The sequence below is a fragment of the Bradyrhizobium australafricanum genome, from assembly GCF_020329495.1.
Taxonomy (GTDB): Bacteria; Pseudomonadota; Alphaproteobacteria; order Rhizobiales; family Xanthobacteraceae; genus Bradyrhizobium; species Bradyrhizobium australafricanum.
Window position 1 is genome coordinate 59,947 of sequence record NZ_JAGKJL010000026.1, and the last position, 25,148, is coordinate 85,094.

At 57.8% G+C, this 25,148-nt stretch carries 15 protein-coding genes; 12 read left to right on the plus strand and 3 right to left on the minus strand.

Annotated elements, in window-relative coordinates:
• The first annotated feature begins 435 nt into the window (after positions 1–435).
• Positions 436–621 carry a hypothetical protein gene (locus J6525_RS23120; RefSeq protein ID WP_075968370.1) on the plus strand — a complete coding sequence of 62 codons (186 nt, stop codon included), beginning with the start codon at positions 436–438 and terminating at the stop codon, positions 619–621.
• Between the two features lie 1,142 nt (positions 622–1,763).
• Here J6525_RS23120 and J6525_RS23125 read toward each other — a convergent pair.
• Complete coding sequence (locus J6525_RS23125; protein ID WP_225646429.1) at positions 1,764–2,318, minus strand: MarR family winged helix-turn-helix transcriptional regulator; 555 nt, start codon at positions 2,316–2,318, stop codon at positions 1,764–1,766.
• Between the two features lie 674 nt (positions 2,319–2,992).
• Between J6525_RS23125 and noeE the strand changes: the two genes are divergently transcribed.
• The 11 genes from noeE to J6525_RS23180 all read left to right on the plus strand — a co-directional run bounded on the left by noeE (position 2,993) and on the right by J6525_RS23180 (position 21,289).
• Positions 2,993–4,258 (plus strand): nodulation protein NoeE, encoded by a 1,266-nt coding sequence (noeE, locus tag J6525_RS23130; protein ID WP_225646430.1) that lies wholly within the window; start codon positions 2,993–2,995, stop codon positions 4,256–4,258.
• Positions 4,259–4,525: 267 nt separating this feature from the next.
• The gene (gene cysD, locus J6525_RS23135; RefSeq protein WP_249796153.1) at positions 4,526–5,425 is read left to right on the plus strand and encodes a sulfate adenylyltransferase subunit CysD; all 900 of its coding nucleotides are present in this window, start codon (positions 4,526–4,528) and stop codon (positions 5,423–5,425) included.
• A complete protein-coding gene (gene cysN, locus J6525_RS23140; protein ID WP_225646432.1) occupies positions 5,425–7,308 on the plus strand; it encodes a sulfate adenylyltransferase subunit CysN in 1,884 nt (627 codons plus the stop codon). Before cysD ends, cysN begins: the two co-directional genes overlap by 1 nt.
• A gap of 1,540 nt (positions 7,309–8,848) precedes the next feature.
• The gene (locus J6525_RS23145) at positions 8,849–9,862 is read left to right on the plus strand and encodes a hypothetical protein (RefSeq protein WP_225646433.1); all 1,014 of its coding nucleotides are present in this window, start codon (positions 8,849–8,851) and stop codon (positions 9,860–9,862) included.
• 1,093 nt (positions 9,863–10,955) lie between these two features.
• On the plus strand, positions 10,956–11,609 hold the full coding sequence (locus tag J6525_RS23150) for an HD domain-containing protein (protein ID WP_225646434.1): 654 nt from the start codon (positions 10,956–10,958) through the stop codon (positions 11,607–11,609).
• Between the two features lie 1,714 nt (positions 11,610–13,323).
• Entirely contained in the window at positions 13,324–15,735 is a 2,412-nt protein-coding gene (locus tag J6525_RS23155) for a 2-aminoethylphosphonate--pyruvate transaminase (protein ID WP_249796151.1), read from the plus strand.
• 31 nt (positions 15,736–15,766) lie between these two features.
• Positions 15,767–16,825 carry a dhydrorhizobitoxine desaturase gene (rtxC, locus tag J6525_RS23160; protein WP_225646436.1) on the plus strand — a complete coding sequence of 353 codons (1,059 nt, stop codon included), beginning with the start codon at positions 15,767–15,769 and terminating at the stop codon, positions 16,823–16,825.
• On the plus strand, positions 16,822–17,640 hold the full coding sequence (locus J6525_RS23165) for a gamma-glutamyl-gamma-aminobutyrate hydrolase family protein (RefSeq protein WP_225646437.1): 819 nt from the start codon (positions 16,822–16,824) through the stop codon (positions 17,638–17,640). Before rtxC ends, J6525_RS23165 begins: the two co-directional genes overlap by 4 nt.
• Before the next feature lie 162 nt (positions 17,641–17,802).
• Positions 17,803–18,672 (plus strand): EamA family transporter, encoded by an 870-nt coding sequence (locus J6525_RS23170; protein WP_225646438.1) that lies wholly within the window; start codon positions 17,803–17,805, stop codon positions 18,670–18,672.
• Positions 18,669–19,958 carry an ATP-grasp domain-containing protein gene (locus J6525_RS23175; RefSeq protein WP_225646439.1) on the plus strand — a complete coding sequence of 430 codons (1,290 nt, stop codon included), beginning with the start codon at positions 18,669–18,671 and terminating at the stop codon, positions 19,956–19,958. The genes J6525_RS23170 and J6525_RS23175 overlap by 4 nt, the downstream gene beginning before the upstream one ends.
• Positions 19,955–21,289 (plus strand): glutamine synthetase family protein, encoded by a 1,335-nt coding sequence (locus J6525_RS23180; RefSeq protein ID WP_225646440.1) that lies wholly within the window; start codon positions 19,955–19,957, stop codon positions 21,287–21,289. Before J6525_RS23175 ends, J6525_RS23180 begins: the two co-directional genes overlap by 4 nt.
• A 357-nt stretch (positions 21,290–21,646) precedes the next feature.
• On the opposite strand, the gene J6525_RS23185 is transcribed toward J6525_RS23180, so the two are convergent.
• Both J6525_RS23185 and J6525_RS23190 read right to left on the minus strand, forming a co-directional pair.
• Positions 21,647–22,597, minus strand: coding sequence for an oxygenase MpaB family protein (locus J6525_RS23185; RefSeq protein WP_225646465.1), 951 nt, complete (start codon positions 22,595–22,597; stop codon positions 21,647–21,649).
• A 996-nt stretch (positions 22,598–23,593) separates the two neighbouring features.
• On the minus strand, positions 23,594–23,890 hold the full coding sequence (locus J6525_RS23190; RefSeq protein WP_225646441.1) for a hypothetical protein: 297 nt from the start codon (positions 23,888–23,890) through the stop codon (positions 23,594–23,596).
• Between the last annotated feature and the right edge of the window lie 1,258 nt (positions 23,891–25,148).

Genomic DNA, 25,148 nt, shown 5'->3' on the forward strand with positions numbered 1-25,148 from the left:
ACGAAACTCTGCAGCTAGACGATCAGCTTGCCGACTGTGGCGGGAGCGACCATTATAGGAGATCGCGACGGTGTCTCACAGGGACTTGCATGGTTGATCCCTCTAAGATCGATACAAACCTCGAACCTGAGCAGTTCTCGGACTAATCGCAATTCGCTTGTCAAAAGTTTTCAGCGACTTGCTATAACCTGCTTGGTTTCGAACAACGTACGTCGATGAGGAGAGCTGCATTCGTCAACTCGTGGCGAAGTCTCTTGATACCAAACCTCCACAAAATGTTACAACCGGGCAGCCGTCGTTAATACCTGAGATATTGTCTTCTGAACATATGAGCGAGCTTGCATCTTTGCGCGAGTGCTATGTTGCCTCTTTTTTACGGTCGTCGCTTTGAAAAAACTATGTTACAAGCCGCTCCTCTCAAAAGGAGCATTCATTGTGAAAAAAGCAACCAAGAAACGCGTTAAGCGGCGCGAGTGGACCAAGGCAGATATCAAGGAGCTCAAGGTTCATTCAAAGGCTCGAACGCCGGTCACAAAGATATCAAAAATGACCAAACGCTCTGTCGGTGCGCTACGCCAGAAGGCCCTGCATCTTGGCATCGGATTGGGACATCAGCGTTAGCTTATGGGCTGTGCTGGTGATTGGTCAGTAGGGCGGCTCCCGGGCCGCCCTTATTGGCTGTTGGATTTGTGTCGCAACTGCGCCTCGCGGATTTCCGCGGAACGGTATGCGGTTCGAATCCTGCCTGGCCCCCGCTGTTTAAGCGCAGTGATCCCAGTTGAATGAATATAGCCCAGCTCCTGAAGGAACAAACTTCGAGCCCAGTGGATTTCTCTTGATTTCATTGCCGCGATCGTTGCTGCTGATACCGAGAATGTAGGGCGGTTGAAGCGCTATAATGCGAAGTTTCGAATCCTGTGTGCTCGGTGAGTACAGGTTGCATTTTTAGTGAACGTCTGGCCTGCTTCCCGGTGTGTTCCTGCCAGAGGCTCTGAGCGCCTTGGTTGTGCGGTCGATCAGCTCTGATGAGGTGGCGGAGTTCCAGCGGTTGATCCGAGAAGAGCTTATCATTTAGGACACCAACGGTCCCTTGCTCGAAGGAGGTTCGCCGGCATAGTGTGTCCGTGATCGGCGGTCCGCTCGCGATTTTGCGGGGGCGCAGGATTGAGATTTGCAGAGAGATGAGCATTTCACTCACGTGCTCGCTACAGCTTCAGGATTGCGGTCGGGCCCCGAGCTTTGATGAGGTTTCGAAAGGAGCCTGGTAGTTGCTGCCATCTCGCAAACCTGACTACTCACGAAGTTGCCTGAGCCTATACGCACTTCTTGGCCGGTTTGCCTAAGTGCTAAGTTCAGCTGTCTTGTTGCTACTGTGATCGGCTCCTCTCGGCCGACCAAGGAGAAAGTTGCGTAATGGCCTTTAGAGTAGGTCTTTAAAATCAGGACGCGCCCCCCGAGGGGGCATTGGCTAATAGTATCGCCGATGAGTAATCTTGCGAGTGGGTATTACGCGAAGATCATGGGGGGCTACGGCTTGGGCGTAAGCGTACCCGGCCGCGCCCGCCGGTTCGCTCGAGCTTCGGAGCGATACGGTGCGCCCAGCAGCAATAGAAACAGCGCACGGTTGGCTTGATAGCTGGCGGCGGAGCGGCTGCGTCCTGAACCCGTCATCACGCGGGCACCTTCGGCCGTATAAACGGACCACAACCACCTTCGTCCACGCTGCTTCAAGAAAGACTCGAAAACTGGAAGCGTTGACATGGCTACGGAGCGTCATTTCTGACGGTCGTGCGTTTGGTCTTCGGAAGGCCGGAGACGCTCTCACGGCGAACCTTCTCCAGACGATGCCTGACCGCGGCCAGCTTGGTAATGAACTCGTTTGATCCGCTTACCCCGAATTCATCAGAAGCGAGCTCGTCCAGTCCTTGCTGTTGCGGCGCCAAAGTCAATAGGCGCTTGCGAGTTTTGGCCGTCAGCGTCATCTGCACGACCCGAGCATCGCTCGCGCAGTGCTTACGCCGCAGGAATCCACTTTTCTCTAGTACCTTTGAGTGGGTCGTGACGAACGAAGGGTCGACGTGCATCAACTTTGACACCACGTTGACGGAGACACCATTTTCCTTGCCTAAGTAGGCCACTGCCATCAGGATCGTCCACTGTGGCCCAGTGATGCCAAGCACATGAGCTCGGCATCTGGCGAGCTCTTCGAGACAGGCACTGATCGATCTGATCTCCCAGATGAACGGCCGGATCGTCTCCAGTCCCTCAGTAGAGACGCTTTCAAGCGCGCTGGCTAGACCGGGCAAATCCGGCGGCATCGTAGGTCAGGTTCCATCCTTCACCGGCTTCCCTTAGCGCGAATTGGAAGTAGGTACAACGCCGTAAGAGTAGGTGAATCAAATACTTGGTACGGTTCGGACGGATGGGGCAGGTACGCCGTAGCTGCTCGGGAGCCCCGCTCATTGCTTGAAGACCAGCAGCGGCATTCACGGCCACTTGCGTTGGGTCGATGTTGGACGCCGTCGGCTCGATGCGCCTGCCAGATCAGATAGCCGCGATTTTGGTCTGCTTCCTGCCTCACTCGCCGACCTGTCTGCTCTCCTGCTGAATTTCTCTGCGGCATGCCGAGCATCACGGAGGCGGATGTCGCCTTCTTACGTCGGCGATGTAACAACGTCGCTACGGCGCAGGGATTTATCCGGTAAACGTCCGTATAATTCTTCCCAACCTTCCCATGTCGGTAGCCAATCTTCGTAGAGTTGAGCTGACCTTTGACTTCGTCGTAACTGTGAGCAACGGGGACAGCGAAATGATTCTGTAATCGCGTTAATCCGTCGAACGCAACAGCTCTCACGATCAATTGCAAGCGAAAATCTTCTCGGTTGATACGTGCTGCATAAGTGGCCGTCTCACGCGATCTCACGGCCGGCCGTTATTCGGTCAATCGAACGAGTGCTGCGAGGCGCGCTTTTCAAGCATGAGGATCTGAACTATGAGCGGTTATTTTGACCATTCGCCTGCGGTGTGCTTTCTTCTCGGCCTCCCTCGATCCGGGACGACTCTCCTGGCGCACTTGCTCCAGCACCAGCCTGACATTGTGGCTCCGCCTGAGCCCTGGTTTATGCTGGCACTTGAGGCATTTGGCAGGGTCGATCAGCGACATCCGGCAGGATCCCCGCTGATCGAGGCTGCCACATCCGAATTTTTGGGACGGATAGATCGCACGTTGGTCTGTCGGGCCTTTGCCGACAATGCGTACAGCCAGTATCTGGCGGCAGCGGGCAAGCGCATCATCATAGACAAGACACCACGTTACTGGACGGCGCTGGAATTTCTTGAAGCGGTCTATCCAGAAGCACCACACATCCTTCTGATGCGCAATCCTTATGCCATCGCCGCTTCACTGAAATCAACGTGGGGTATCCCGCTCCGGGCAGAAAACTCCCACCCGGTCAGCGTATCTGCTCTCGCTGATCTCATGCTCCGCCTGCCCGATGTCGTCATATCGTCACTCGCCGATCTGGTTCTGGGCCTTCCCAGGCTCGCCGCGCACCGCACTCGGCCGCGGACGCAGCTAATAAAATACGAACTGCTCGTGGCGCATCCCGATCAGGAGATCCGGCGCCTGTTGGTGGCGCTTGGCTGTGATTCAGCGGTTGCCGCATCCGCGGGAATGGAACAGGCAGATTATCTTCGATCCAGCCGCTTCGGAGACCGGAAAATCCTGGAGCGAAACGCGGTCGACGAAAGCTCTGTCAAAGCATGGCAATCGCAATTGAGCGCTGAAGAGATGCAAACGGTGACCGATCTGATCGGCGCCGAACTTTTGATAGAACTCGGATATGAGCAGGAGCTGCTGCATGCACAGCAAGCCGGAGTGGTGGATAGGGGAGGAGAGGTAACCGAACTCTATCGTCGGATATTCCAGACCTGGTGGGATTTGCGCAGTGGCAAGGCAGGAGTACTATCCGGCTCATCTCAAATAGGTGAGCCAGTCGACACCGGTCCGAAAATTTCAAAGAGCGTTCGTTCAGCATCCGGCAGCTCCATAGTGCGGCACACGCAAAATCTGTCGGGCACCAAGGTCGAGGAGGATCTGCGGCCGGTGGACTCAATGGTGGCCCAGTTGCAACACGTGCTGTTGGCCTCAGAAGCTGACCGCGCTGCGGGATTGGATGCCATTCAAAATCGCGACGCGGCCATCCAGATTTTACGCGGCGAGATCGAGCGCCTTGAGCAGGCCCTCAATGTGTCTTAGGGTGATCTGGATGCTTGCGATCAAAACACGCTGGCTTATTTAGCCAAACTTAGCCCGCAACGAGCTGGTCTGCGCGCCGGATGACTGGCGCAGGCTAGACCTCATCAGCGGTGGAATGCACTCCGGTCTGCGGTTCCCGGTTGCACTCGTGCTTGACCTTGCAGCGAGCCGTGCGTCATGGCGAGCAGCTTTTTTCGCCACCGGTATCTCATCGGGGCTGCAGCCGTAGAACGGCGAAGAACAGAGATCCTGCATCGAAAAGAACATATGCTGCCTAGACATCTGCGCCGCCTCGAAGCTGAATCGATCGAAATCATGCGTGACGTGGTCGCCGAGTTCAAAAAGCCGGTGATGCTTTATTCGATCGGAAAAGACTCGAGCGTGATGCTGCACATTGCGATCAAGGCCTTTTTTCCCGCTAAGTTGCCTTTTCCCCTGCTCCACGTCGACACGACCTGGAAGTTCCGCGAGATGATCAACTTCCGGGACGCCACAGCCAAGCGGCTCGGCCTCGACCTAATCGTCCATGTAAACAAGGAGGGCATCGAGCGCGGGATCAATCCGATCGACTCCGGCTCCGCGCTTCATACCCAGGTGATGAAGACAGACGCCCTGAAGCAGGCGCTCGACCTCCACGAATTCGATGCTGCTTTTGGCGGTGCCCGACGTGATGAGGAAAAGAGCCGCGCAAAAGAGCGGATTCTGTCCTTCCGCTCGGCAGGGCACGTATGGGACCCTCGTAACCAGCGGCCGGAACTCTGGAATCTATTCAACACTCGGATTCGCCAGGGCGAAACCATGCGCGTCTTTGCACTGTCGAACTGGACTGAGCTCGACGTCTGGGAATATGTCATGCGCGAGAAGATTCCGGTCGTCCCGCTCTACTTCGCAAAGCAAAGACCGATCGTGCGTCGAAATGGCGCGATGATCATGATCGACGACAAGCGATTGCCGCTTCTGACCGGCGAGGCGCCGCAAATGCGGATGACCCGTTTCCGTACGCTGGGATGCTATCCGTTGAGCGGAGCCATTGAATCCGATGCGACAACGATCGAAGACATTGTCGCAGAGATGCAGACCGCGACAGTATCGGAGCGTCAGGGCCGCCTGATCGATGCCGATGAAGCCGCTTCGATGGAGAAGAAGAAGCGGGAAGGCTACTTTTGATGCTTGCCAAACCAATAACGCAATCTATCCAAGCCAAGCCAAAGGACCAGCTGCGATTCATCACATGCGGCTCGGTCGATGACGGGAAATCCACGCTGATAGGCCGGCTGCTGCATGACAGCAAGATGATTTACCAGGATCAGATGACGGCGTTGGAACGAGACAGCGCCAAGCACGGCACTACCGGCCGTGAGATCGATTTCGCGCTGCTCGTCGACGGGCTTGAAGCCGAACGAGAGCAAGGCATCACGATCGATGTAGCCTATCGTTTCTTTGCGACGGAGCGGCGCTCGTTCATGGTGGCTGATACACCCGGCCACGAGCAGTATACCCGCAACATGGCAACTGGCGCCTCAAATGCCCAGCTCGCCATCATCCTCATCGATGCCCGCAAGGGCGTGCTGGTCCAAACCAAGCGGCACTCGTTCATCTGTTCGCTGCTTGGTATCCGCCATCTCGTCTTGGCAGTGAACAAGATCGACCTCGTCAACTACAGCAAAGAGACCTTTGATCGGATCGTCGCCGACTATGTGGGCTTTGCCGCAGATCTCGGCTTCGATACGATCGTCCCGATCCCGATCTCTGCCAGGTACGGCGACAATGTCGTCAACCGCTCTTGCAACACTCGCTGGCACGATGGTCCCTGCCTGCTCGGCCAGCTCGAGAGCATTGGGATCTGCTCCGACAGCTCCCGGCAGGCCTTCCGCTTTCCGGTCCAGTGGGTGAACCGACCGGACCTGGATTTCCGAGGTTACGCCGGATCCGTAGCTTCAGGAAGCATCTCGGTGGGAGACGACATCGTCGTCGCAGCATCCGGACGAACCGCGCGCGTCAGGCGGATTGTAACTCAAGACGGCGATCTACCTTGCGCCGAGGCGGGCGATGCAATCACGCTTACTCTTGAAAGCGAAATCGACATCAGCCGCGGCGATCTCCTGGCATGCCCAACCGAGCGACCGGAACTCGCCGATCGATTCGCCGCTCATCTGATCTGGATGGATGAGGACCAACTCGATGTCGGACGCAACTACATCCTGCGCATTGGATCGCAGACCACAGCCGGCAGCATTACTGCGATAAATCATCGGATCGACGTCAATACGCGGGAGCACCTGGCAGCCAGGACGCTTGGCCTAAACGAGATCGGATTTTGCAATGTCTCAACCGCATTGCCCGCGGCGTTCGATCCTTACGAGGTCAATCGCAAGACCGGATCATTTATCGTCATCGACCGATATACCAACCGCACGGTCGCAGCCGGGATGATCGCACGTCCACTGCGGCGAGCTGCCAACATCGCTTGGCAATCCCTTGCAGTGGGACGCAAGGAGCGGGCCACTCTCAAGAACCAGAAGCCTTGCATCATTTGGTTTACCGGCCTGCCTGGCGCGGGAAAGTCGACAATTGCCAATATTGTCGATCAAAAGCTGTTTGCAATGTCTCGGCATGCCATGCTGTTGGATGGAGACAACCTGCGGCACGGATTAAACGCGGACCTTGGCTTCTCCGAGACCGACCGCATGGAAAACATTCGGCGTACCGGGGAAGTTGCAAAGTTGATGGCGGACAGTGGCTTGATCGTAATTTGTTCGTTCATCTCGCCTCACAGGGCCGAACGAGATATGGTGCGCAGTCTGGTCGGTAAGGAGGAGTTTGTCGAAGTCTTTGTCGATACGCCGATCGAAGAATGCGCGCGGCGCGATCCCAAAGGTCTTTATTCAAAGGCGAAGTCCGGTAAGATCAAGAACTTCACCGGCATCGATGCGTCCTACGAAGCGCCGACAAGACCTGAAATTCATCTCAGGACCATGGAGCAGACGCCTGAGCAAATGGCCCAAGCTGTAATCGATGTCTTGGCGGCGCGCGAAATTCTTGGCGGTTAGTGGTTGTCGAACCTATCACCTCGTATCTCACCGTCGATTTAGCAAGATGTGCCCCTCACCAAGCCGCTGGCCCGGCCAAGGCGACTCGGGTTAAGCACGGGCATCAATGGACTCATGCTCTAAGGAACAAAATGGTCGCGTCCACACGTCGATTGCCCGCTTCTGGTTATGTGCTCGAAATCGACGGTCAATTGAAAACCGAATTCGCGACCAGAGATGGGGCCTTTGCAGGAGCGCAGGAGCTCAAGAAGCGCCGTCCGATGCTCCAGGTCAGGATCTACGACGCCAGGACAAAGGCCAGAGAAGAAGTTCGACTTCCAGTAACTTGAGTTTTCGCTTCACGTTGTTTCTTGCGCGTATGGCGTGGCTCCCCTTATCAAACCTGTGGCTACCGAGATTGGATGACGACGTCAGCCCGGCTGAAGCGGCGGGGAATTGAACACAGGTGCGGAAGCATCGCCAGCATCGGCTGGCTGCAGTCCAGCGCTTGGAGTTTGAAACCTGTACGAGATACTCCAGCGCCCTGACATAAAGTACGAGATCGCGCAGCTCGGCCACGAAGTTTCGAGCGCTCGAGAGTTTGATCGAAAGACGGAGCAGGCAGCAGGATCAGCTGTCACAGCGATATTCTCAGTTCTCGAGATCGACCCGAAGCTCGATACCGCACCCGCCGTCCTGCTGTCACGCAAGAACGCTGTACTGGCGATCACGGCAGCTTGGCTCCTAAAAGCGGCGCCAGACGCTTAGCGTGCTGCGCGTCAGCTTTTCGTCAGCTACCTCGCCTAGCATGTTACTGTTTCGACGACCCGAGTTTCCGAATCCAATTTAAACACATTGATCGGGGGCGGAAACGAGAGGTTCAGGGGCGGCCATCGCGGCTCCGACTAATTCAGTCATGGCCCAACTCCCAATTTCCGCGGTACCTCCATTCGGATTTCAGCTCAGCGTGCCAAATGCAGTCGCCAGAGTCGGCGATGGCCCAGGACTGGTTGTCGTGCGGCCCGTCGATCGCCCGGCCGGCGCCCGGCTCGGACATTCTGGGTCATTGCGGCGGGTACGATCTTGGGCGAGATTTGCCTATATCTCACCTTTCGATCGCCGCGGCCGCACAGGAGATCCGTGCGCAGTACGCGTAACGCAAACGGATGGGGTACGGCCGCCCGAGGGCGAGGCAGGGGTCTCAGATATAGAAAGCCGATGGGAATTCAGCGGCTGTTGGCGGTTGACTCTCTGCGCGGAGACAAGACCACCCCACTCATGATTTCGCTTCGTTCCAGATCCGGTTCAGGTCCGGTTAGATTCGTAAATCGACCTGCGCCCAACTCGCGAGAGATTCAAATGCTCCGTATACGAAAGCGCTGCGGGCGAACGGTTGGGGCCGCTGAAACCAAGGACGCCGTACCGTCAGCGCTCCAACCGGGGATCATCGCGCTGGAATCTGCGCTGACGGTAATCGGCGGTGGAAGCATTAAAAATTGCTTACTACGATCATTGCCAGCGAAACCGGGGTACCTGACACATAACCGCTGCGAGACGACGCGTGAATGACGACATAGGTTGCAAAAGTTGCTTTCAAATCGACCCTATCGATTTGCTGCCCGATGAGGGCGCCCGGCGGCGGTTCGAGGCGATTGTGGATCGTGCAGGGGACGCGCGCTCAACGTGGTCGCCGCTTGATGAGGAAATGCGAGCGACTCGTGCCGAGCTTCACCGCGTCGAGACCCGCCGCAAACAGCTGATATTGGCCCGCACCGCCGGCGGCCCCGTCGCGGACAAGGAGGCAGCGCAAATCCGTGACTTGGACGTGAAAGCCGCCGGATTCGCTGAAAAGTTGCGTTGCCTCATCGGTCGGGAGGCGACTGCTGCCGCCCGTATGCGGAACTGCGAGAGCCTGGCATCACGCTGCCGGGCCTTTCTGGCTCGCAGTGGCCTGCGGTCGGGCGTGCGTCTTACCTCGATCCCCCAAATCGCGCTGTCGGAGATTCTAGGGCTCGACGAGCCGATCAGTGAGGCTCTCAAGCGCTTGCGCCTGCGTCTTGGCGAGCTCGAAGCCGATGCGCACCGGATTCGCAGTGCGCCATTTCCCAGTGAGGCAAAGAAGCAAGACGCGGCGGTTCTGATCGCACGACTGGCGGAACGTGGAGCGCCGTCTATCTTAGCCATGATTGATGACAACGCGCGTGAGATCAAATGGCCGCTCATCCTCCAGGAGCACGATCTGACGGCTGTCGTCCTCGGTGCGGACACGCGGGTTGTGGGCAGGGCATCTGGTCAGGTTCCCGATGTAATTGGGCTGCTCTGTTGGGTCCTTCGTGACACCTTGACCGAGAAGGTGAACGAATTGATCGATACCAACAGCGACGATGCTGCCGCGCTCCCGACGGATGAGCGTGAAAAGCTGCTGACTCAGATCGAAGCTGACAAATTGATGACCGAACGCAAAGAGGCCGCCCTGGTACAAGCCGCGCAGGCTGCGGGCGAGGCCATCGAACACCGCGATGGCATCAGCGTTCTGGCCGCGCTTCAGCTCGAGCTGGTCACGCAGACACTATGACGACGCGGCCGCGCAAATATGCTCTCGCAACTGGCTTAACTGGTTGTCCATGAAGGAACGCGGAGTTAGCCTGCAACGAACCGGATCAGGCGACGATTTGGGCAGGGAGTTCAAGCTTTGCAAGCGGAAAGCACAATGCTGTTGCGGTCTTTCCCTGAGACCATTTCCTACGCGCCTCTTCGGACTTCTCCAAAGCCATTTAGCGAGCCGTCGATGCGCAGACGGAAAGGCGTGCGGGCGGCCGGGAGAGGCCGCCCGCGTTTGTTGAACTTGGCCATCTCGGGGGCTGCGTGAAATGTATGAGAAGCCAAGTCCACGCGACACTCCTAGCAACTCGCGTGCCAGACGGTCCGACCTCAAAGAGGTGCGGGCTGTCGTGCTCAAGGAAAGCGCACCGACGGCGGTGCGCCGCTCGTGCGAGTTGCGTCACGAAGGGGCTTTCTCCAAGCCGTGCCTAAGCTTGGCAAAAACGGGCCATGTTAGTCATATAACGACGACGAGGAGCAAAACGAGGCGCTTCCGCACCTCATGCTGTGTCGGCTTTCGAACGGGCGCGTCGTGAACCCGGCGTGCACGTCTGCAGCGCTTGCGAGTAGCGCAGCGGGGATACGCACGTTCGCGACGCACGGTTTCACTCGGCGAGATACACCTCGAATATCCGTAGCTTGGAACCCTGTCACATTGCCGAATCATATTTCTTGTACTCGGTGGTCATGCCTAAGACTTACTCCCGCTCATTGAAGCCGGCGCATCGAACTCAAATTCCACGGGGCTTTCTAGGGACCATTGGTTGGGCGAGCCGAAGCTGACGTCGGACAGAGCTTCCTTGGTGGATTAGCGTCATGACCCCGCAAGCTAAACAGTGTGCTTTGTTGAGAGGTGTTCTGGATGATGCCGTCGCGACGGTGCCCGAAGCAAGGCGGACGTCTTCGTTGAAGGCATGCATCGCCGAAAAAGTACTAACTCTAGCCGCACAAGGCAATTCGGATCCAATTGTGTTGACACGCCTGGCCGTGCGGAGCGTCCAGCAAGCCTGTCGAGGCTGCTACGGATGCGAAGGGCAGCAACCCATCGGTCAGTGAAAGTTTCGATCATGACCCCCAAGACGATCGCAAGCGCTTTCGCACCGCTTGAGCAACTTGCAAGCCAGTTGATTCCTCATATTCCACGGGAGGACGATGCCTCGCACGACATTAGCCATACTCTACGAGTTTGGAAGAACGCGCGAACAATACAGGCGATCGAGGGCGGCGATCTCACGATCCTGGTTCCTAGCATCCTTCTTCACGACTGCGCAGCGGTTGAGAAGGAGTCTCCCTTTCGTTTTCAAGCATCTCGGCACGCGGCCGATAAAGCGTCGAAGTTGCTGAGGGAACAAGGCTTCTCGGCAAGCGCTATCGAGGCCGTTGCGCATGCAATCGAGGCCCATAGCTTCTCCGCAAACGTGCCTCCTCGAACGTTAGAGGCAAAAATCGTTCAAGACGCCGATCGGTTAGACGCAATCGGAATGATTGGGGTGGCTCGATGCTTTCACCTTGCAGGTAGGCTGAGGCGGTCGCTTTATGACGTCGACGATCCTCGCGGTCGAAATCGTCCCCATGACGACAAGAAATTTGCAGTCGATCATTTCGACACCAAATTGCTCAAGCTGGCGTCGGGATTCCAAACCGCGGCTGGAAGATCCCTGGCAAGACCCAGGCACGAGCGCTTGGTGCGCTATCTGGACGAATTGTTTCAGGAGATCTAGATCGGGAAAAGTGTCGGTTTTCAGAAGGTTGTCGTGCTGGTCTGATCAGAAGACCGTGCAACTCACCTGGTCTAGTGCCGGATCTGATCAGTATAGAAGTTCTACTGCGTGAATTCGGCTGGAGTGTTCTGACTGGCCAGAATTCCTTACGAGGAGAAAGACCAAGCGGTGCAGGCAGCGTTGGCGATTGTCTCAGCGTCCCGCCAGTACCTAGGCCAGCATTTTAGGGCACGTTACGTACAGGCTTCGAAGTCCCTCACGCTCACCTGCTCTTTGGTGGTGAGCTCCATCGTCCCCGGGTGCTCCGGCGACATCCCAACGCAGCATTTTGGTCATCACCACCTTCCGTTCGCATAATGCGTCAGATCGCATTCGACTATTCTCCCCACGTAAGCATATGCCTCATATCTAGGGAGCATTGGGCGCGCCGCGCCTTCTTCGAGCGTTTCCTCCACCAACGGCAGCATTGAGCTCGGCGACGAGGGGCTAACGCGGTATCAGGCCCCAAATTGTTGCGAGAAAGAAATAGCCTCTCTCCGGCCCACGACAGCGGACAACGCTGGGCAATCATCGCAGCATTGCTGCAGACAGCAACGACGTCGATCTGTTCGCATGGCTCGCCCCGCACTCGGCGGATTGCTCAGCGGGGCTCAGCAAAAGTTGTCGAGCTGATCGCTGCAAAAGGTCCCGCCAATCGCAAGCCAAAGCCTGACTGGACGAGACAGGGTACCCCGTTCAGACGCAATGATGACATGATGGCGGGCATGTAGAGCGGTGGCAGGCACTTCCAAGGCATCGACCTTCAAGGAAAGTAGCAAAGGCGGATAACTCGTATCCCGATCTGGAGTTCGGCGAGGGCGCGACGTGAATCGAGCCAAATCATCGCAGGCAGAACGTCCTCACCCCTGAAGTCGCACTGTGGACACTCTGAGCCAGCTCGCCGCCGATCCCTGCAATCTTCTGCCAGCCCTCGGTTATCGCTCCGCGCGGACGTGCACGTTAGAAAAAAAATAACATGAGAAGAGTTCGGAAGAGGGTTGAAACGCACCTAACGTCAAGTTGTACGATCTGAAAATAGACGGCAAAGGTCGTCAACGTCCCGAACTCTCCAGCGAGTGACAGTATGCGAATGTCTCAAGCCTCGGGCTCAGCAGGATCCGGCGCGTCAGCAGCGGCACGCATAACGGGCGCCACGCGCGAATTGACATCTGCGCGCGATCGGCCAGACGTGCACTTTTATCTGAACTTCAACGTTCGCCTGAATGGCACAGGTCGGCCGTAAGCCGATCAGCCGACACGTCTAGCTTGCTAGGCAAGATGTTGAAGGCGCTCGATCGTTGCATGCAAGGCGGCTGGATAAGAGTTGCGCTTCGTGTCGCCTCGGTGCGCAAATGCGGCGGCAGAGCGAATTCCTGGGAGAGCTGAATGATATCGATGGGGTCTTGGCGCCTTGCGGGCATCGCTCTGCATCTGCGGATTGATGTGCATGTCGTGATCGGCCGAATTTTCGATGAGCCGTCAAGCGAAGCGCGTCTGCGCCGATGGCGTTTCGCCCAATAGCAGATGACGCGAGGGGGCTGCACGCAAGGTGACTCAAGTCGCGGCACCGCTCCAGATTCGTCGACGAATACAACTTAAGGGGAATAGTGTGACAAGACAGCGCTCTCTGTTGACGCCTGGTCCGTTGTCGCTGTCGCTGGCGGTCAGGAGCCAGATGCAGCTCGATCTCGCATCGCGCGATTGCGAGTTCAAGGAAGTGACCGCCCGCATGAGGCGGCTGATGCTCAATCTGCTGGGAAAGGCCGGGGATTATTCCGTAGTCCCTATTCAGGGAGGCGGCTCCTTTGCAATGGAAGCCGCTCTGTCCTCGTTCGTGTCCAGGGACGACAAGCCGCTCGTTTGCATAAACGGCATCTATGGCGAGCGCATCTTCAAGATCCTGCGGCTGTGGGGCGTCGACGCGCTGAAGCTTGTCAAACGAGCTACCGAGCCCTTGGACCCCCAAGAAGTTGCTGAGCATCTGAGCCGAAATCCCGGCATTACCCACCTATGTCTCGTGCATTGCGAGACGACGACTGGAATCGTCAATCCGCTGGATACGATCGTTGAAGAGGCGAAGCGGCGTGGTATCAAGACGATCGTCGATGGCATGAGCTCCTTTGGCGCGATCGATATTGACCTGAGCCGCGGTGGGATAGACGTCCTGGTGACGTCGAGCAACAAGTGCATTCAAGGGCCGCCAGGGGTCGCTTTTGTCATCGCGTCTCGCGAGCTGCTAAAAAACGCGGTCCAAGAACCGAGGTCGTTTGTGCTCGACGTGAGAGACCAATGGCTCTCGCTCGAGCGCTCCGGTGAGTGGCGATCGACCCCGCCCACCCACATCGTTCAGGCAACGACGAGGGCCTTGGAGATTCTGGAGGAGGAAGGCATCGATGCCCGGCGCCGCAGGTATGAGAAGGTTAGAGACGATCTCGTCCAAGAACTCGAAGGGGTAGTGTCTCCCCTGCTGTCTGCCGACTTGCAGTCGCCGGTCTGTGTCGCGTTCAGTGCGCCATCCGGCATCGCCGATCAGGAAGGATTTGACGGGCTATATCGCCATTTGGCGGCCCACAACCTTTACATCTACTCGAAGTTGCACCTGGCGACGCGGAGTTTTCGGGTCGGTTGCATTGGCGAGATCCAACCCAGTTGGATCGAGCAATTGGGGTGCGCCTTTCGTACATACTTTCGGTCCGGTCCGGTTCCTTGCGCGGGGGCGGCGTCAGCCCGCGAGGCTTGCGAGCGCCGCATCGAGACGTCATCGCCGTCCGCAAGGACCTCGCAGCTTCCGTTCTCTGCCGAAACTGCTGTTCTGCACGCGGGCTACCGACGTGATCCGGTGACCAAAGCTGTCGCAGTGCCGATCTATCAGAACACGGCCTATGAACTCGATGGCGATCTGAATCACATTGCGGATGTCTACAACGTCAAGGCGGATGGGTTCACCTATACCAGGATCATCAATCCGACGACCCGTGCGCTGGAAAGAAGGTATGCCGCGGTCGACATGGGACGTGACTCGCTCGCGGTCGCATCGGGTCAAGCGGCGACGTTCCTTGCCATCGTCAACCTGTCAAGCGGAGAAGTGGGGGACAATGTCGTCGCCTCACCGTACCTCTACGGCAATACGTGGAACCTGCTCCACAACACGTTAAAGCGTCTTGGTATCAGCGTCAGGACGGCGGACCCTCGCAGACCGGAGACTTTCGAACGTGCCATCGATGACCGCACGATCTGCCTATTCGGAGAGGTGATTTCAAACCCCTGTCTGATTCCGCTTCCGGTCAAACAGCTGGCTGAGATCGGCCGAAAGCACGGCGTTCCCTTGGTTGTGGATAATACGACGACCCCGCTGGTATGTCGGCCGTCAGATCTCGGTGCGGCGATTACGACCTACTCCGCCACGAAATATATCTGCGGCCACGGCACGACGCTGGGCGGTCTGATCGTTGACAACGGCAAGTTCAGCTACCGAGGAGCCTCTCGCTTTCCATTGTTCAACAGTCCTGACGAAGCGCATGGCGGGATCATCTGGCGCAACGCGCTGCAAGACGTCGACGATCTCGGAAAAAGCGAGGTTCTTCTGAAGGCACGCATGACCTGGTTGCGCGACACTGGCGCGGCCATTGCCCCCTTTGCGAGCTTTCAGCTGATCCAAGGCCTTGAAACGCTGCCCCTTCGCATGAAGCAGCACTGCGCAAACGCCAGGATCGTGGCCGACGTTCTTAAGGCGCATCCGAAAGTACGTCGTGTCTTCTACCCGGGGCTGTTCGAAGGAGCCGACCGGGAAACCGTCGACCAGACGCTCAATCCCGCATACGGACACGGCGCGATGGTCATGTTCGAGGTGGAGGACGAACAGGCCGGGCGCAAGTTCATCCAGAACGTGGACCTGATGTATCACGTTTCGAATGTGGGGGATGCCCGGACGCTCGTGACGCATCCTGTTTCGACGACCCACACCACCGTTCCGCGGGAGAAGCGCGAAGCCGCCGGCATATTTGGCGGTTCGATCCGGCTTTGCGTCGGCATCGAAGACGTCAACGACATCGTGCGCGATCTGGACGGAGCGCTTTCCGCAATCTGACAACTTGTAAGGCGATCAGGAAGAGGTTCTCATGAATCAGACAGACGCTTGGAAACTGAGGTCGTCCCGTTATGAAGCGGTTCAGTTCAGCCGCGAGATCAACAAGCAACTCTCAGAACTGAGGCCCGACAATGTAACGGGAATGGTCTATATCGCCAAAGATTACGCTGTAATTGCCGCTTGCACGCTCGCGACGGTCTGCGTCTCTTGGTGGCTGTACCCGGTGGCCGTTCTTCTGATCGGCGCCTACCAGCGCGGTCTGACGACGATCGCTCATGATGCGGCTCACCGTACGCTCGCGAAGAACACGACCTGGAACTATGTCCTCGGCATTCTGTTCGCCGCCTATCCCCTGTTCCAGCGCCACTGGGCCTACCGAATCTCGCATGTCTATCTGCATCATCCGTATCTCGGCGACCCGGAGAAGGATCCCGACCTGAAATTCTTCATGACCAATGGTGTTTACGACGTCCAGCCTCCCGAGCGGTACGCCTTCAATATCATCTGGAAGCCGATATTCGGTGGGGCGACACTGGCCTATCTGAAGTATCTCTGGACCAATCGGTTTTCGATCACGGATGCCGAGGATCAGAGCCGCTCAGGCATCCTTGTCGACAAGTATGGCTTCTATCTCTTCTGGATCAGCATCTTGGGCGGTTCATATGCGCTTGGGCTGCTCCACATCGTGATCCTGTTTTGGATCGTGCCCTATCTCACCACGTTTCAGGTTCTCGGGTGGTTTGTCGAACTCGCCGAACACTCGCCGATGTGCGAGACCGAAACGAAGAACGTCTATCTGACCAGGAACCGGAAAGGGAATTTCCTCGAGCGCGCCATCCTTGGACAGAATCTGGATGAGTACCACCTCGAGCATCACCTGTCGCCGGGCATCCCGTTCTGGCTTTTGCACAAAGCCCAGAAGATCCGGATGCAGGATCCGGGTTACGCAAAGGTTGCCGCGAGCTGGGGAGGGCTCTTCGTCAAGGGGCCGCAAGGTCAACCCAGTGTTATGACTCAGTTGAAGGAGCGAAATCGACGCTTGTATGAGCAGTCGGTGGCCGATGGCCATGCGAAGGGGCAGGTGGCGTGACTGTGCAACTGTCAGACGAAGCCCGCGCCGTGGTCGGCATCACCTCGAACCGACTTTTGGTCGATGGCGTGCATCGCGACTGGCTACGACGCAAATACGTCAAGGCGCTCCTTCATCATGCGGGGGTAGCCTGCGTCATATTGCCGACGATCGACGCTGAAGATGCGAGGGGCGAGCCCGCCCGGGCGATCATGGACGCGCTCGACGGCCTCGTCTTGACAGGAGATGAATCGAATCTTGATCCGGCCGTCTTGAAAGCGCCTGCGTCCCATCCAGGAGCCGATCAGCAGGACGTTGAGGATGGTATCCGCGACCGCCCACGGGACAGGCTGTCTGCGGTAGCCATCGATAGGGCCATCGCGCTCGGAATGCCGATCTTGGGGATCTGCCGGGGGCTTCAGGAGCTCAACGTCTATTTCGGCGGCACACTCCATCCATCGCTTGTGGAGTGGAGGCTGGGAAGTGCCCTGATGCATGCCGAGAAACCGGATCGTCCAAGAGACCGCCAGTACGATGCTGCGCACAGCGTGAGGATATGCTCCGACGGTGCGCTTTTTCCGATCGCGGGCGCAGCGGAAGCGCAAGTGAACTCCCTGCATAATCAAGGCATAGAGGCGCTTGCCACCGCGCTGAAGCCGGAGGCATGGGCGCCTGACGGACTGGTTGAAGCAGCCTCTGTCATCGGGGCGCCGACGCTGCAAATCGGCGTGCAATGGCACCCTGAATGGCACGTCTCGACCGATCTCCTGAGCAGGCGACTGTTCATGGCATTTGGAAAAGCGTGTGTTGCGTACTTCGAATCAAAGAAAACCTAGAGGCGGATTGTGACGTTTCAAACCAAGCGCGGTCCGCCCAGGTCGAAAGACGAGTCTCTGGGAATCGATGCACGAGCATGGTTCGGGGGGCGCGCTGCGCCGCGCCACCGGCAGGGGAAGGGCGGTCGATTGACAGGACGCTTTGCTTTGGGAGTTCTCTTTGTGGCGCTTTATGTTGTCCTGAGCGCAGCAGGCGAGGTTTATGCGGCATCGTATTTTCAGCAGGCGGACGTGTTCGTTGCTCTCCTTGTGTCCTTTGCCGCGGTGTGTCTGACATTCAATCTCCTGGCTGGTCACGAGGGAGGAAAGGCCCGGGCCGCCAAGTCGGCGCTCCTGGTTTTTGTCTCGCTCAATATCGTGACCGCGATCAGCTGGATCGGGTTGTTTATCGCCCTGAAATACGCCGAGCCTGCGATCGTCGTCGCCTTTATGGTGGCGTTAGGACCCGCCGCAACGGTGTGGTTGAACGCGCTGATCAGGCGGCAGGGCGTCCCTCCGGCATCCGATATCGTCGTGAGCGTCGCGATCGCGGCGATCGGTGGTTATATGATTTGGATCTCGGCAACCGGCAACGCTGGTGTGGCATGGGGAGCTCGATCGTCCTTCGGTATCATCTTGGCGATCGTGGCCGGCCTGTCGCTCGCCCTGACGAACATACTCGTCAAGCTTTTGTTCGACCGCGGATTTTCTGGTCGACAAGTGTTGGCGCATCGGTTTTACGGCACGATCCTTTTGCTGCTGGGACTGGTCGACCATTCCTCCATCGCGCTCGAGATCTCGCAGCATTGGCTTGCGATCGCAACGATTGGGCTATCCACGATCGTTATTCCTTTGCTCCTGATCCAGGAGGGCATTCGTCGCGTAGAGCCCTTCACGGTCAACATGGTCCTGTCCACCGCTCCTGTCGTCACGTTCCTGTTTCAGTACTTTGATTCTCGCATCGTGCCGTCGCCACATACGTTCGTTGGAAATGTTCTTATTACGGCTGTCGCCGTCGGCAACGTCTGCTTGCAGTACCGGAGGTCCGCATGAACGAACGGAATTGTGTAATCGTCGACGCATATTCGACTGGCCGATTTCTGCCGGAAGAATTCAAGCAGTATGGAATTGGAACAGTGCATGTGATGTCGGCTGCACAGATTCCAGCCATCTTCCAATCCCATTTCAATACGGATCTGTATGATGAAGTCATTCGTCCGCCCGAGCACATGGGGTACGAGGAGATCGTCGAATATCACCTTAAGGCTCTCCATGGCAGGGAGCTGGAGTTCGTCATAGCGGGGTGCGAGACCGGAGTTGAGCTGGCCGATTCCATCTCGGAGCGGCTGGGCCTACCCTCAAATGGGACCGCCCTTTCAGCCGCCCGGCGCGACAAATCGCGCCTTTGCGAAGCGTTGGCCTCGGCAGGTGTGCGATCGATCAGACAATTGGTGTCCGACAATGCTGGAGAGATCACAAGCTGGAAGCGTGAAGAGAGCTTCGAAGAGGTCGTGATCAAGCCGCTGAACAGCACAGGAACGGAAGACGTGTTCTTTTGCTCGACCGATACGGATGTTCAGCGCGCTGTGACCGCCATCGTCGGCAAGACGAACCGGGTCGGAGCGCTCAATAAACTGGCGCTTGCGCAGGAAAAGATAAACGGCCAGCAATATACCGTAAATGCCGTCTCGATCGACGGAGATGCGTTCGTCACGGAGGCCTGGACCTATGACACCGTGCCCGTCGAGGGCGCGTCGTCGGTCTGCTCACTCGAGCGGTTGTTGGGTGGTAAGGAGCCAATCGTTCAGGAGCTGTCCGACTATCTTGTTCGTGCGTTGCAGGCGCTTCGGATCGCCGACGGGCCCGCTCATGCCGAGATCATCGTTGATGATCGGGGACCGGTTTTGGTCGACTTCGGAGCGAGGCTGCAAGGAACCATGTCGGCGAAAGCTCGGACGATGGCTTTGGGCCATAACCATTTGACGCTCACGGCTTGGCGCTACGCAGATCCCAAAGGCTTTGCTGAGTATATGAGGCGACGCGGGGTCTACAAGCGGCAGGCTCATGCACTGTGTGTCTCGCTGATTTCCGACATGGGCGGCGTTGTGACGGGTTATTCCGGACTCGATGAAATCCGCAAGCTCCCGAGCTTCGCGGATGCCATTGCATTCGTTCCGATAGGTCAAGAACTGGTTCCGACGATCGACTTGGCGTCGACGCCAGGCATTGTGTACCTGGTGAATAACGACCTGATCCAGCTCGAGGATGACTATCGCCGACTGCGTGCGATGCGGATGGACCAGGTGTTCGATTTGGTCGCGCAGGAATCAAACCGATGACGGACGCTCGGGGGGCTTGTGCAAAGTCAGGCCGTACGGCCATGATTGGCGTGAGTGATTTCGACGGCATCCTTCGAGGCAAGCACGCCCTGGATAAGGATTTCCTGGATGAGGATAAAGTCATTAAGTTCTCCGAAGCGGTGCTCGCATGGGACTGTTCCGACCAGGTCATTCCGGCGGGGTTCACGCAAAAGCCGCTATCAGCGTTCGGAGACGCCGATCTGCGTGTTCTATCAGGCAGCGGCCGTTCGGTTTCCCACGTTGGCGATCTGTATCTCTACCTCGCCGAGTTTGGAGGCCGGCATGCGGACATTTGCCCGCGAGGTATTCTGCGTAAAGTACTGAAAAGAGTTGCTGACCACGGATATGGCTGTACCGTCGGGTTCGAGTTTGAGTTCATGCTGTTCAAGGAGAGTGCCGACACAATTCAAGACAAGCCGTTCGGCGAGTGGGCTCCTTTGACGCGTGGTCCGTTCGGTTACTCGATAGCGCGTTCTGTCGCGCACCAGGAGCTGTTCGGTGAGATTTTGGCGCTTTGCGAGAAGGCCAGAATACCTCTCAGCGGGCTGCACTTTGAATCGGGGCCCGGCGCGATTGAAGCGTCACTTCGCCATTGTGATGCCCTGGAGGCTGCTGATCGAGCAATCATCTTCAAGTCGATGATAAAGGCCTGGGCGCAGACGCGAGGCCTGATGGCTACATTTATGGCTAAGATTTCCGAGAAATGGCCGGGCCAATCCGGTCACATTCATATCTCGGTGTCCTCAGATGGTCAGAATGCGTTTTACGATAGTGGAGCAGTCCGCAACGTCTCGAAGCTGATGAGCCAGTTCATCGGCGGACAACTAAAATACATGAATGATTTCTCGGTGCTCGCTGTACCGAATTTCAATAGCTACAAGAGATTGGTACCTGGCTGCTGGGCTCCAGTTTGCCCGAGCTGGGGAGTTGACAATCGCTCCTGCGCGGTACGGGTCATCCCGGGAGGGCCGTCTGCACATCGCCTCGAATACAGGCTGCCTGGGGCAGACGTGAACCCATACCTCGCTCTCGCATCCGCCATCGGCTCGGGCATATTGGGTATCGAGACAAATGCGGCGCTCCCGGCTTCGACCGTCGGCGATGCAGGCGCGGAGATCGGCCTTCCATCCGGGAGATTTCCTCAAAGTCTGTCAGAGGCAACATACCGGTTTGCACAATCTCCGGCAGCCATTGATGTCTTCGGAGAAAGGTTTGTTGAAGCCTTTTCTTGCTCCCGCCGTTGGGAATGGGAAGCCGTTCAACATCGGGTCACCGACTTTGAACGTCGGCGGTACTTTGAGGTCATTTAGCTTGAGCTTCACAGCTGGGCGCTGCTGCAAACTCTTCCTCGAGGGCTCGCCGGATGCACGACCACACTCGCAGTCCGGATGGTAGACGCCCCCGAGTTCGCCTTCAACTGCCAACCGCTCCGGGATCTGGCGTGCGCTATGCGGAGCGCTCCGCGCCAGCTCCCGTTGCCATCCATCGCCCAACCGGACAAATCCAAAGTCAGGGGCCGGCTCAGGACCGGATATCACTTCAAAGCTGCGAGCATTCGCGCGAACCCACCGTTGTTGGGACGAGAAGTCCGATTTCGATCCGGTAAGGTTGGGATCGCGGCAGGCGGCGATCGGCCGCATCCGAACGTCCGCGGCTGTCGGAGAGCTTCAACTGTTCCAGCGGTCGTCCAACTGGGGGCGCCCTATCCAGGCCCTGTTAAGGCACCGCGTTGTCCAGCCCAGCTGCCGCCTTCCGTGCAGTCGCGCTTGAGCTTCCTGGTAAGGGCCGACGTAGCGAAGCTGGGTCGGTATTTTGGGATAGATGCGTCGTATCCGCGCGACGGCACGCTCTGAGGCCCTCCTGTCGCGTTCGTCAAAGTCAAATCCGTAGCCGGTGCGCAATCGGTCCGGCAGCAGCTCCGCACTGAGGGTTTGGTACCAGCGCGGCGGACGCAACCATGGTCGTGAACCGGTGAATATCTGTCGGGCCACCTCGCGCGCGGCGGTGCTGACCGACAATGTATCCGATTGCATCATCCCCGCTGTGTAGGCCGCAAATGAGTCCCAATCCGGCGGTAAGTCGCTCGACGTCAGCCCGAACAACGCCCCAAACAGCCGACTTTCGGCCCAATAGCGTTCGCGCTCTTCGACGGAGAATGGCGGTAGGATCAGGTCGTGGACGGTCAGAGCGGTGTCGACGAGCGTCGCGTGAACCCAGCGCAACGCTGCGACCTCGTTGGCGCGGTAGGGCGAGCCGCTCTCGAACCGACCGATTGCTTCGGGCAGACGGCCGACGATCATGGTATGGCGATGGTGCAGGTGCCGGGCAGCGGTAAGGGCCGCGTCGAGCGAGCCGAACACCATCGTAAACACCACATTAAAAGTTCGATGGAAGCGACCGATCGGATCCGCAAAGCTCCACGAGTGCTCGAGGACGGCCGCGGCGACCCAGGGATGCGCCAGCTGAAGCAGCAAGGCGCGGCCGGCGCCCAAAAAGGTGATGGCTTCCCGGTCGATCCGCCACGTCATCGAGCCCGGCCCAAAAATGCCCTCGACTGGTCCCGCGGCCCGAGCCCGGACGAAGTCAAGAGCAAGTTCGATGTCGCTTTCGGAGACCAGATGCGCACCGTGGGAAGCGGACGAGGGGTAATTTCACTGATCTGTGCAGTCTATCGCGATTCAGCAAACCAAAGCTCTCTCAACTTGTTGCATGACGTCCACCTGCGCGGAATACCGCCGCCGGGCATTTGGTCGTACCCCATGCGGGTAAGACTGAGCCGATGCCGCCGCCGTTTGCTGAAGACGTATTATGCGCCTTTGCGGACTCATCTAACCCCTTCACATTTCAGCAGCGTCGTCGTCAAACCCGTCTTTGTCGTAGGTGAGCGCCGAATCCGCAAACCAACTTGGCCTGTTCGCGGAGCGACCTAAGCGACCGCGACTGGTTGGCTTATGAGAACCGCGATGGGGGGCTTCAAGGTCTATCCACGATCGTGACAATGATCTCCGCGGTGCGCACGGCCGATCTCGCAACACCTCCGGCTGAAGCAAATGCGCGCGGGCGGCTTGGGGGGACCACCCGCGCTAGTCTGGGTGGAGGCTTGGCCCTCTCTTGGGGGCGCGAATGTCTGAGGAGCCAAGCCCAGACGTCTCCCAGCAACTCGCGTGCCAGACAGTCAGGTGCGCAGCCTCTTCACAGGTAGACCATGAGCTCAAGAAGCGCGGCGCCTGGGACGACACCACGGAAAAGCGTGCCGCCCGCACTTGCGCTACGAAGCGGCTTGGTCCTCACGAGGGCCGTCATTGAGCAACCAGGCCATGCGTGGCTCAGCAATCAGCGTGCCAGACAAAGTAGAACGATGGAAAAGACGTGCTCCCTTTTCAGGCCACGTCAGCTACCTGCCTGGGCGCTTCCGGACATGCATGTCAGTAACCCGACGCGGTCGTACGAGACCGCAGGATATCGGGCCTTATGCAAGAAGCCAGTGATCAAGATCTGGCAGTCCCAATCGACGTGCGTGCCCCGTCATTTGCAACGTCGATAGCCGGCCTAGATGTGAGCTGAACCTCCGGCCGCGGCGCGCGACCGAAGGTTTGTCCGGACCGGGCTTCGCGTCAGTGCCGCTTGTCACTTATTGGCGTATTGCTGGTCGGGAATTCATCAAGTGTCTCCTTGTCCTGCGGTTGCCGCCGGGGTTTCTTTGCGCCCTTGATCGACTTCCTACCCAGTTTTGCGCCCGGTGTCCTGAGCTTTGGCGACGAGTCCTCATCGTCGCTCATGCCGCTCTGAATGCTCGTAGTTTGCATGCCTTTGCGAGCCTTGGCATCAGCGGCAAGACCCTGTGCAATGACGGGGTATGCAAGGAAAGCCGAAAGGCCGCATGCGATTACGGTTGTCTTCACTAGGTTCATACATGTCTCCTGTATTGATTTGCTTGTGACAGAACGATGATTGGCATAACGCCGCGCCGCCCGCTTGCGCCGTTCGCGACTCTGAGAGTACGAATGGTGCTGCTTCAGTATCTCTCGTATGTGGTCATCGTTTAGGAGATTTGGGGTGAATTCGCGAAGTGACCATCTCATGTGTGGCGGTACAATACATCCGTATCGACGCGTGACCTTGCGGTACTCTGCTCACGAATGCAGATCCAAGAAGGGCCTGTCTTAACCGTGCATCCGTTGAGGAGCATTCACGATCGCACAGGTATTCGATGACTCCATTTTGTGCTACATCCGTCTCAAAAATTTGCTGAAAGGTGACCGACAGTTTCAAGTCTACGCCCTGACGCAACGTGAGGTTCAAGCAATTTCTGCAGTTTTGGTCCTCGACTAGAGGTACGCTCCTTGGCGCCTCACTTGGGATAACGTCGCGACGATCCGCTGATCCGCAAAGTTATCGGCGCCCTATCTCCGCAATCAGTGAACCCGATTTCCTCAAAAGTGATCGTGACACTCGCCCTGTCCTACGTGATGCGCGAAGGTGATTGCGGAACGATGCTGAAAAAGCGGCCGCAGACACGGAATTTGGTCTGGCAATCAGATGAGAAGGAAGATGTTAGGGTAGGTTTTGCGCGGCTGATGGATGTGACCTGCCCGACCCGTCAGCAGACGTCAACTCTGCCAACTCGAGGCTAGGTGTTTAGCTGGAGACAGCAGCAAGATTCGCGACCTCGCAACTGTTTTACCGGGCCCGAATTATGTTGCCTCATGCGAGGAAAGTCTTTGGCTAATTTGCAGATCGTCGCCGTGACTTCCGCTTCGCTTCGCCTCTCGCCTCGCCGGCAGATCTCGGCGGGGGCGGAGGCGCCGGCGGGGGCGAGCGGATCTTGGGCGAAGCCGAAGAAGCGAACGCTCCTGGGATCAGCGGCAAGGAAACCCGCAAGGCTGCGCAGGAGCTAGAACGAGTAGCGACGGTGAGAGACCGAGCGGCACCGGGCAAACGAGGTGTGCGCCGAGGTGCGTGAGAGGTGGAAGGCCGCATCCGCAAGCTTTTCCGGGCTGCTGCACAAAGTGCGGCAAGTGACGCATACCAAAGGCGGAGTGAACTTCTCCCGCGGGCGAAGAGCCGACTTGAGGTCTGCTTTCTCCCAGCGCCTGTCTTTGGCCTCGATGCGCTCTTCCAATGCCGCGCGCTCGGCCTCGAGGGCACCCGCCTTCTCCTCGTGATCCC

Coding starts and splice junctions, on each gene's coding strand:
- noeE (WP_225646430.1), top strand. CDS start 2,993: ATGAGCGGTTATTTTGACCATTCGCCTGCGGTGTGCTTTCTTCTCGGC.
- J6525_RS23190 (WP_225646441.1), bottom strand. CDS start 23,890: ATGAACCTAGTGAAGACAACCGTAATCGCATGCGGCCTTTCGGCTTTC.
- J6525_RS23155 (WP_249796151.1), top strand. CDS start 13,324: ATGCAGCTCGATCTCGCATCGCGCGATTGCGAGTTCAAGGAAGTGACC.
- J6525_RS23150 (WP_225646434.1), top strand. CDS start 10,956: ATGACCCCCAAGACGATCGCAAGCGCTTTCGCACCGCTTGAGCAACTT.
- J6525_RS23125 (WP_225646429.1), bottom strand. CDS start 2,318: ATGCCGCCGGATTTGCCCGGTCTAGCCAGCGCGCTTGAAAGCGTCTCT.
- J6525_RS23180 (WP_225646440.1), top strand. CDS start 19,955: ATGACGGACGCTCGGGGGGCTTGTGCAAAGTCAGGCCGTACGGCCATG.
- cysN (WP_225646432.1), top strand. CDS start 5,425: ATGCTTGCCAAACCAATAACGCAATCTATCCAAGCCAAGCCAAAGGAC.
- J6525_RS23175 (WP_225646439.1), top strand. CDS start 18,669: ATGAACGAACGGAATTGTGTAATCGTCGACGCATATTCGACTGGCCGA.
- rtxC (WP_225646436.1), top strand. CDS start 15,767: ATGAATCAGACAGACGCTTGGAAACTGAGGTCGTCCCGTTATGAAGCG.
- cysD (WP_249796153.1), top strand. CDS start 4,526: ATGCTGCCTAGACATCTGCGCCGCCTCGAAGCTGAATCGATCGAAATC.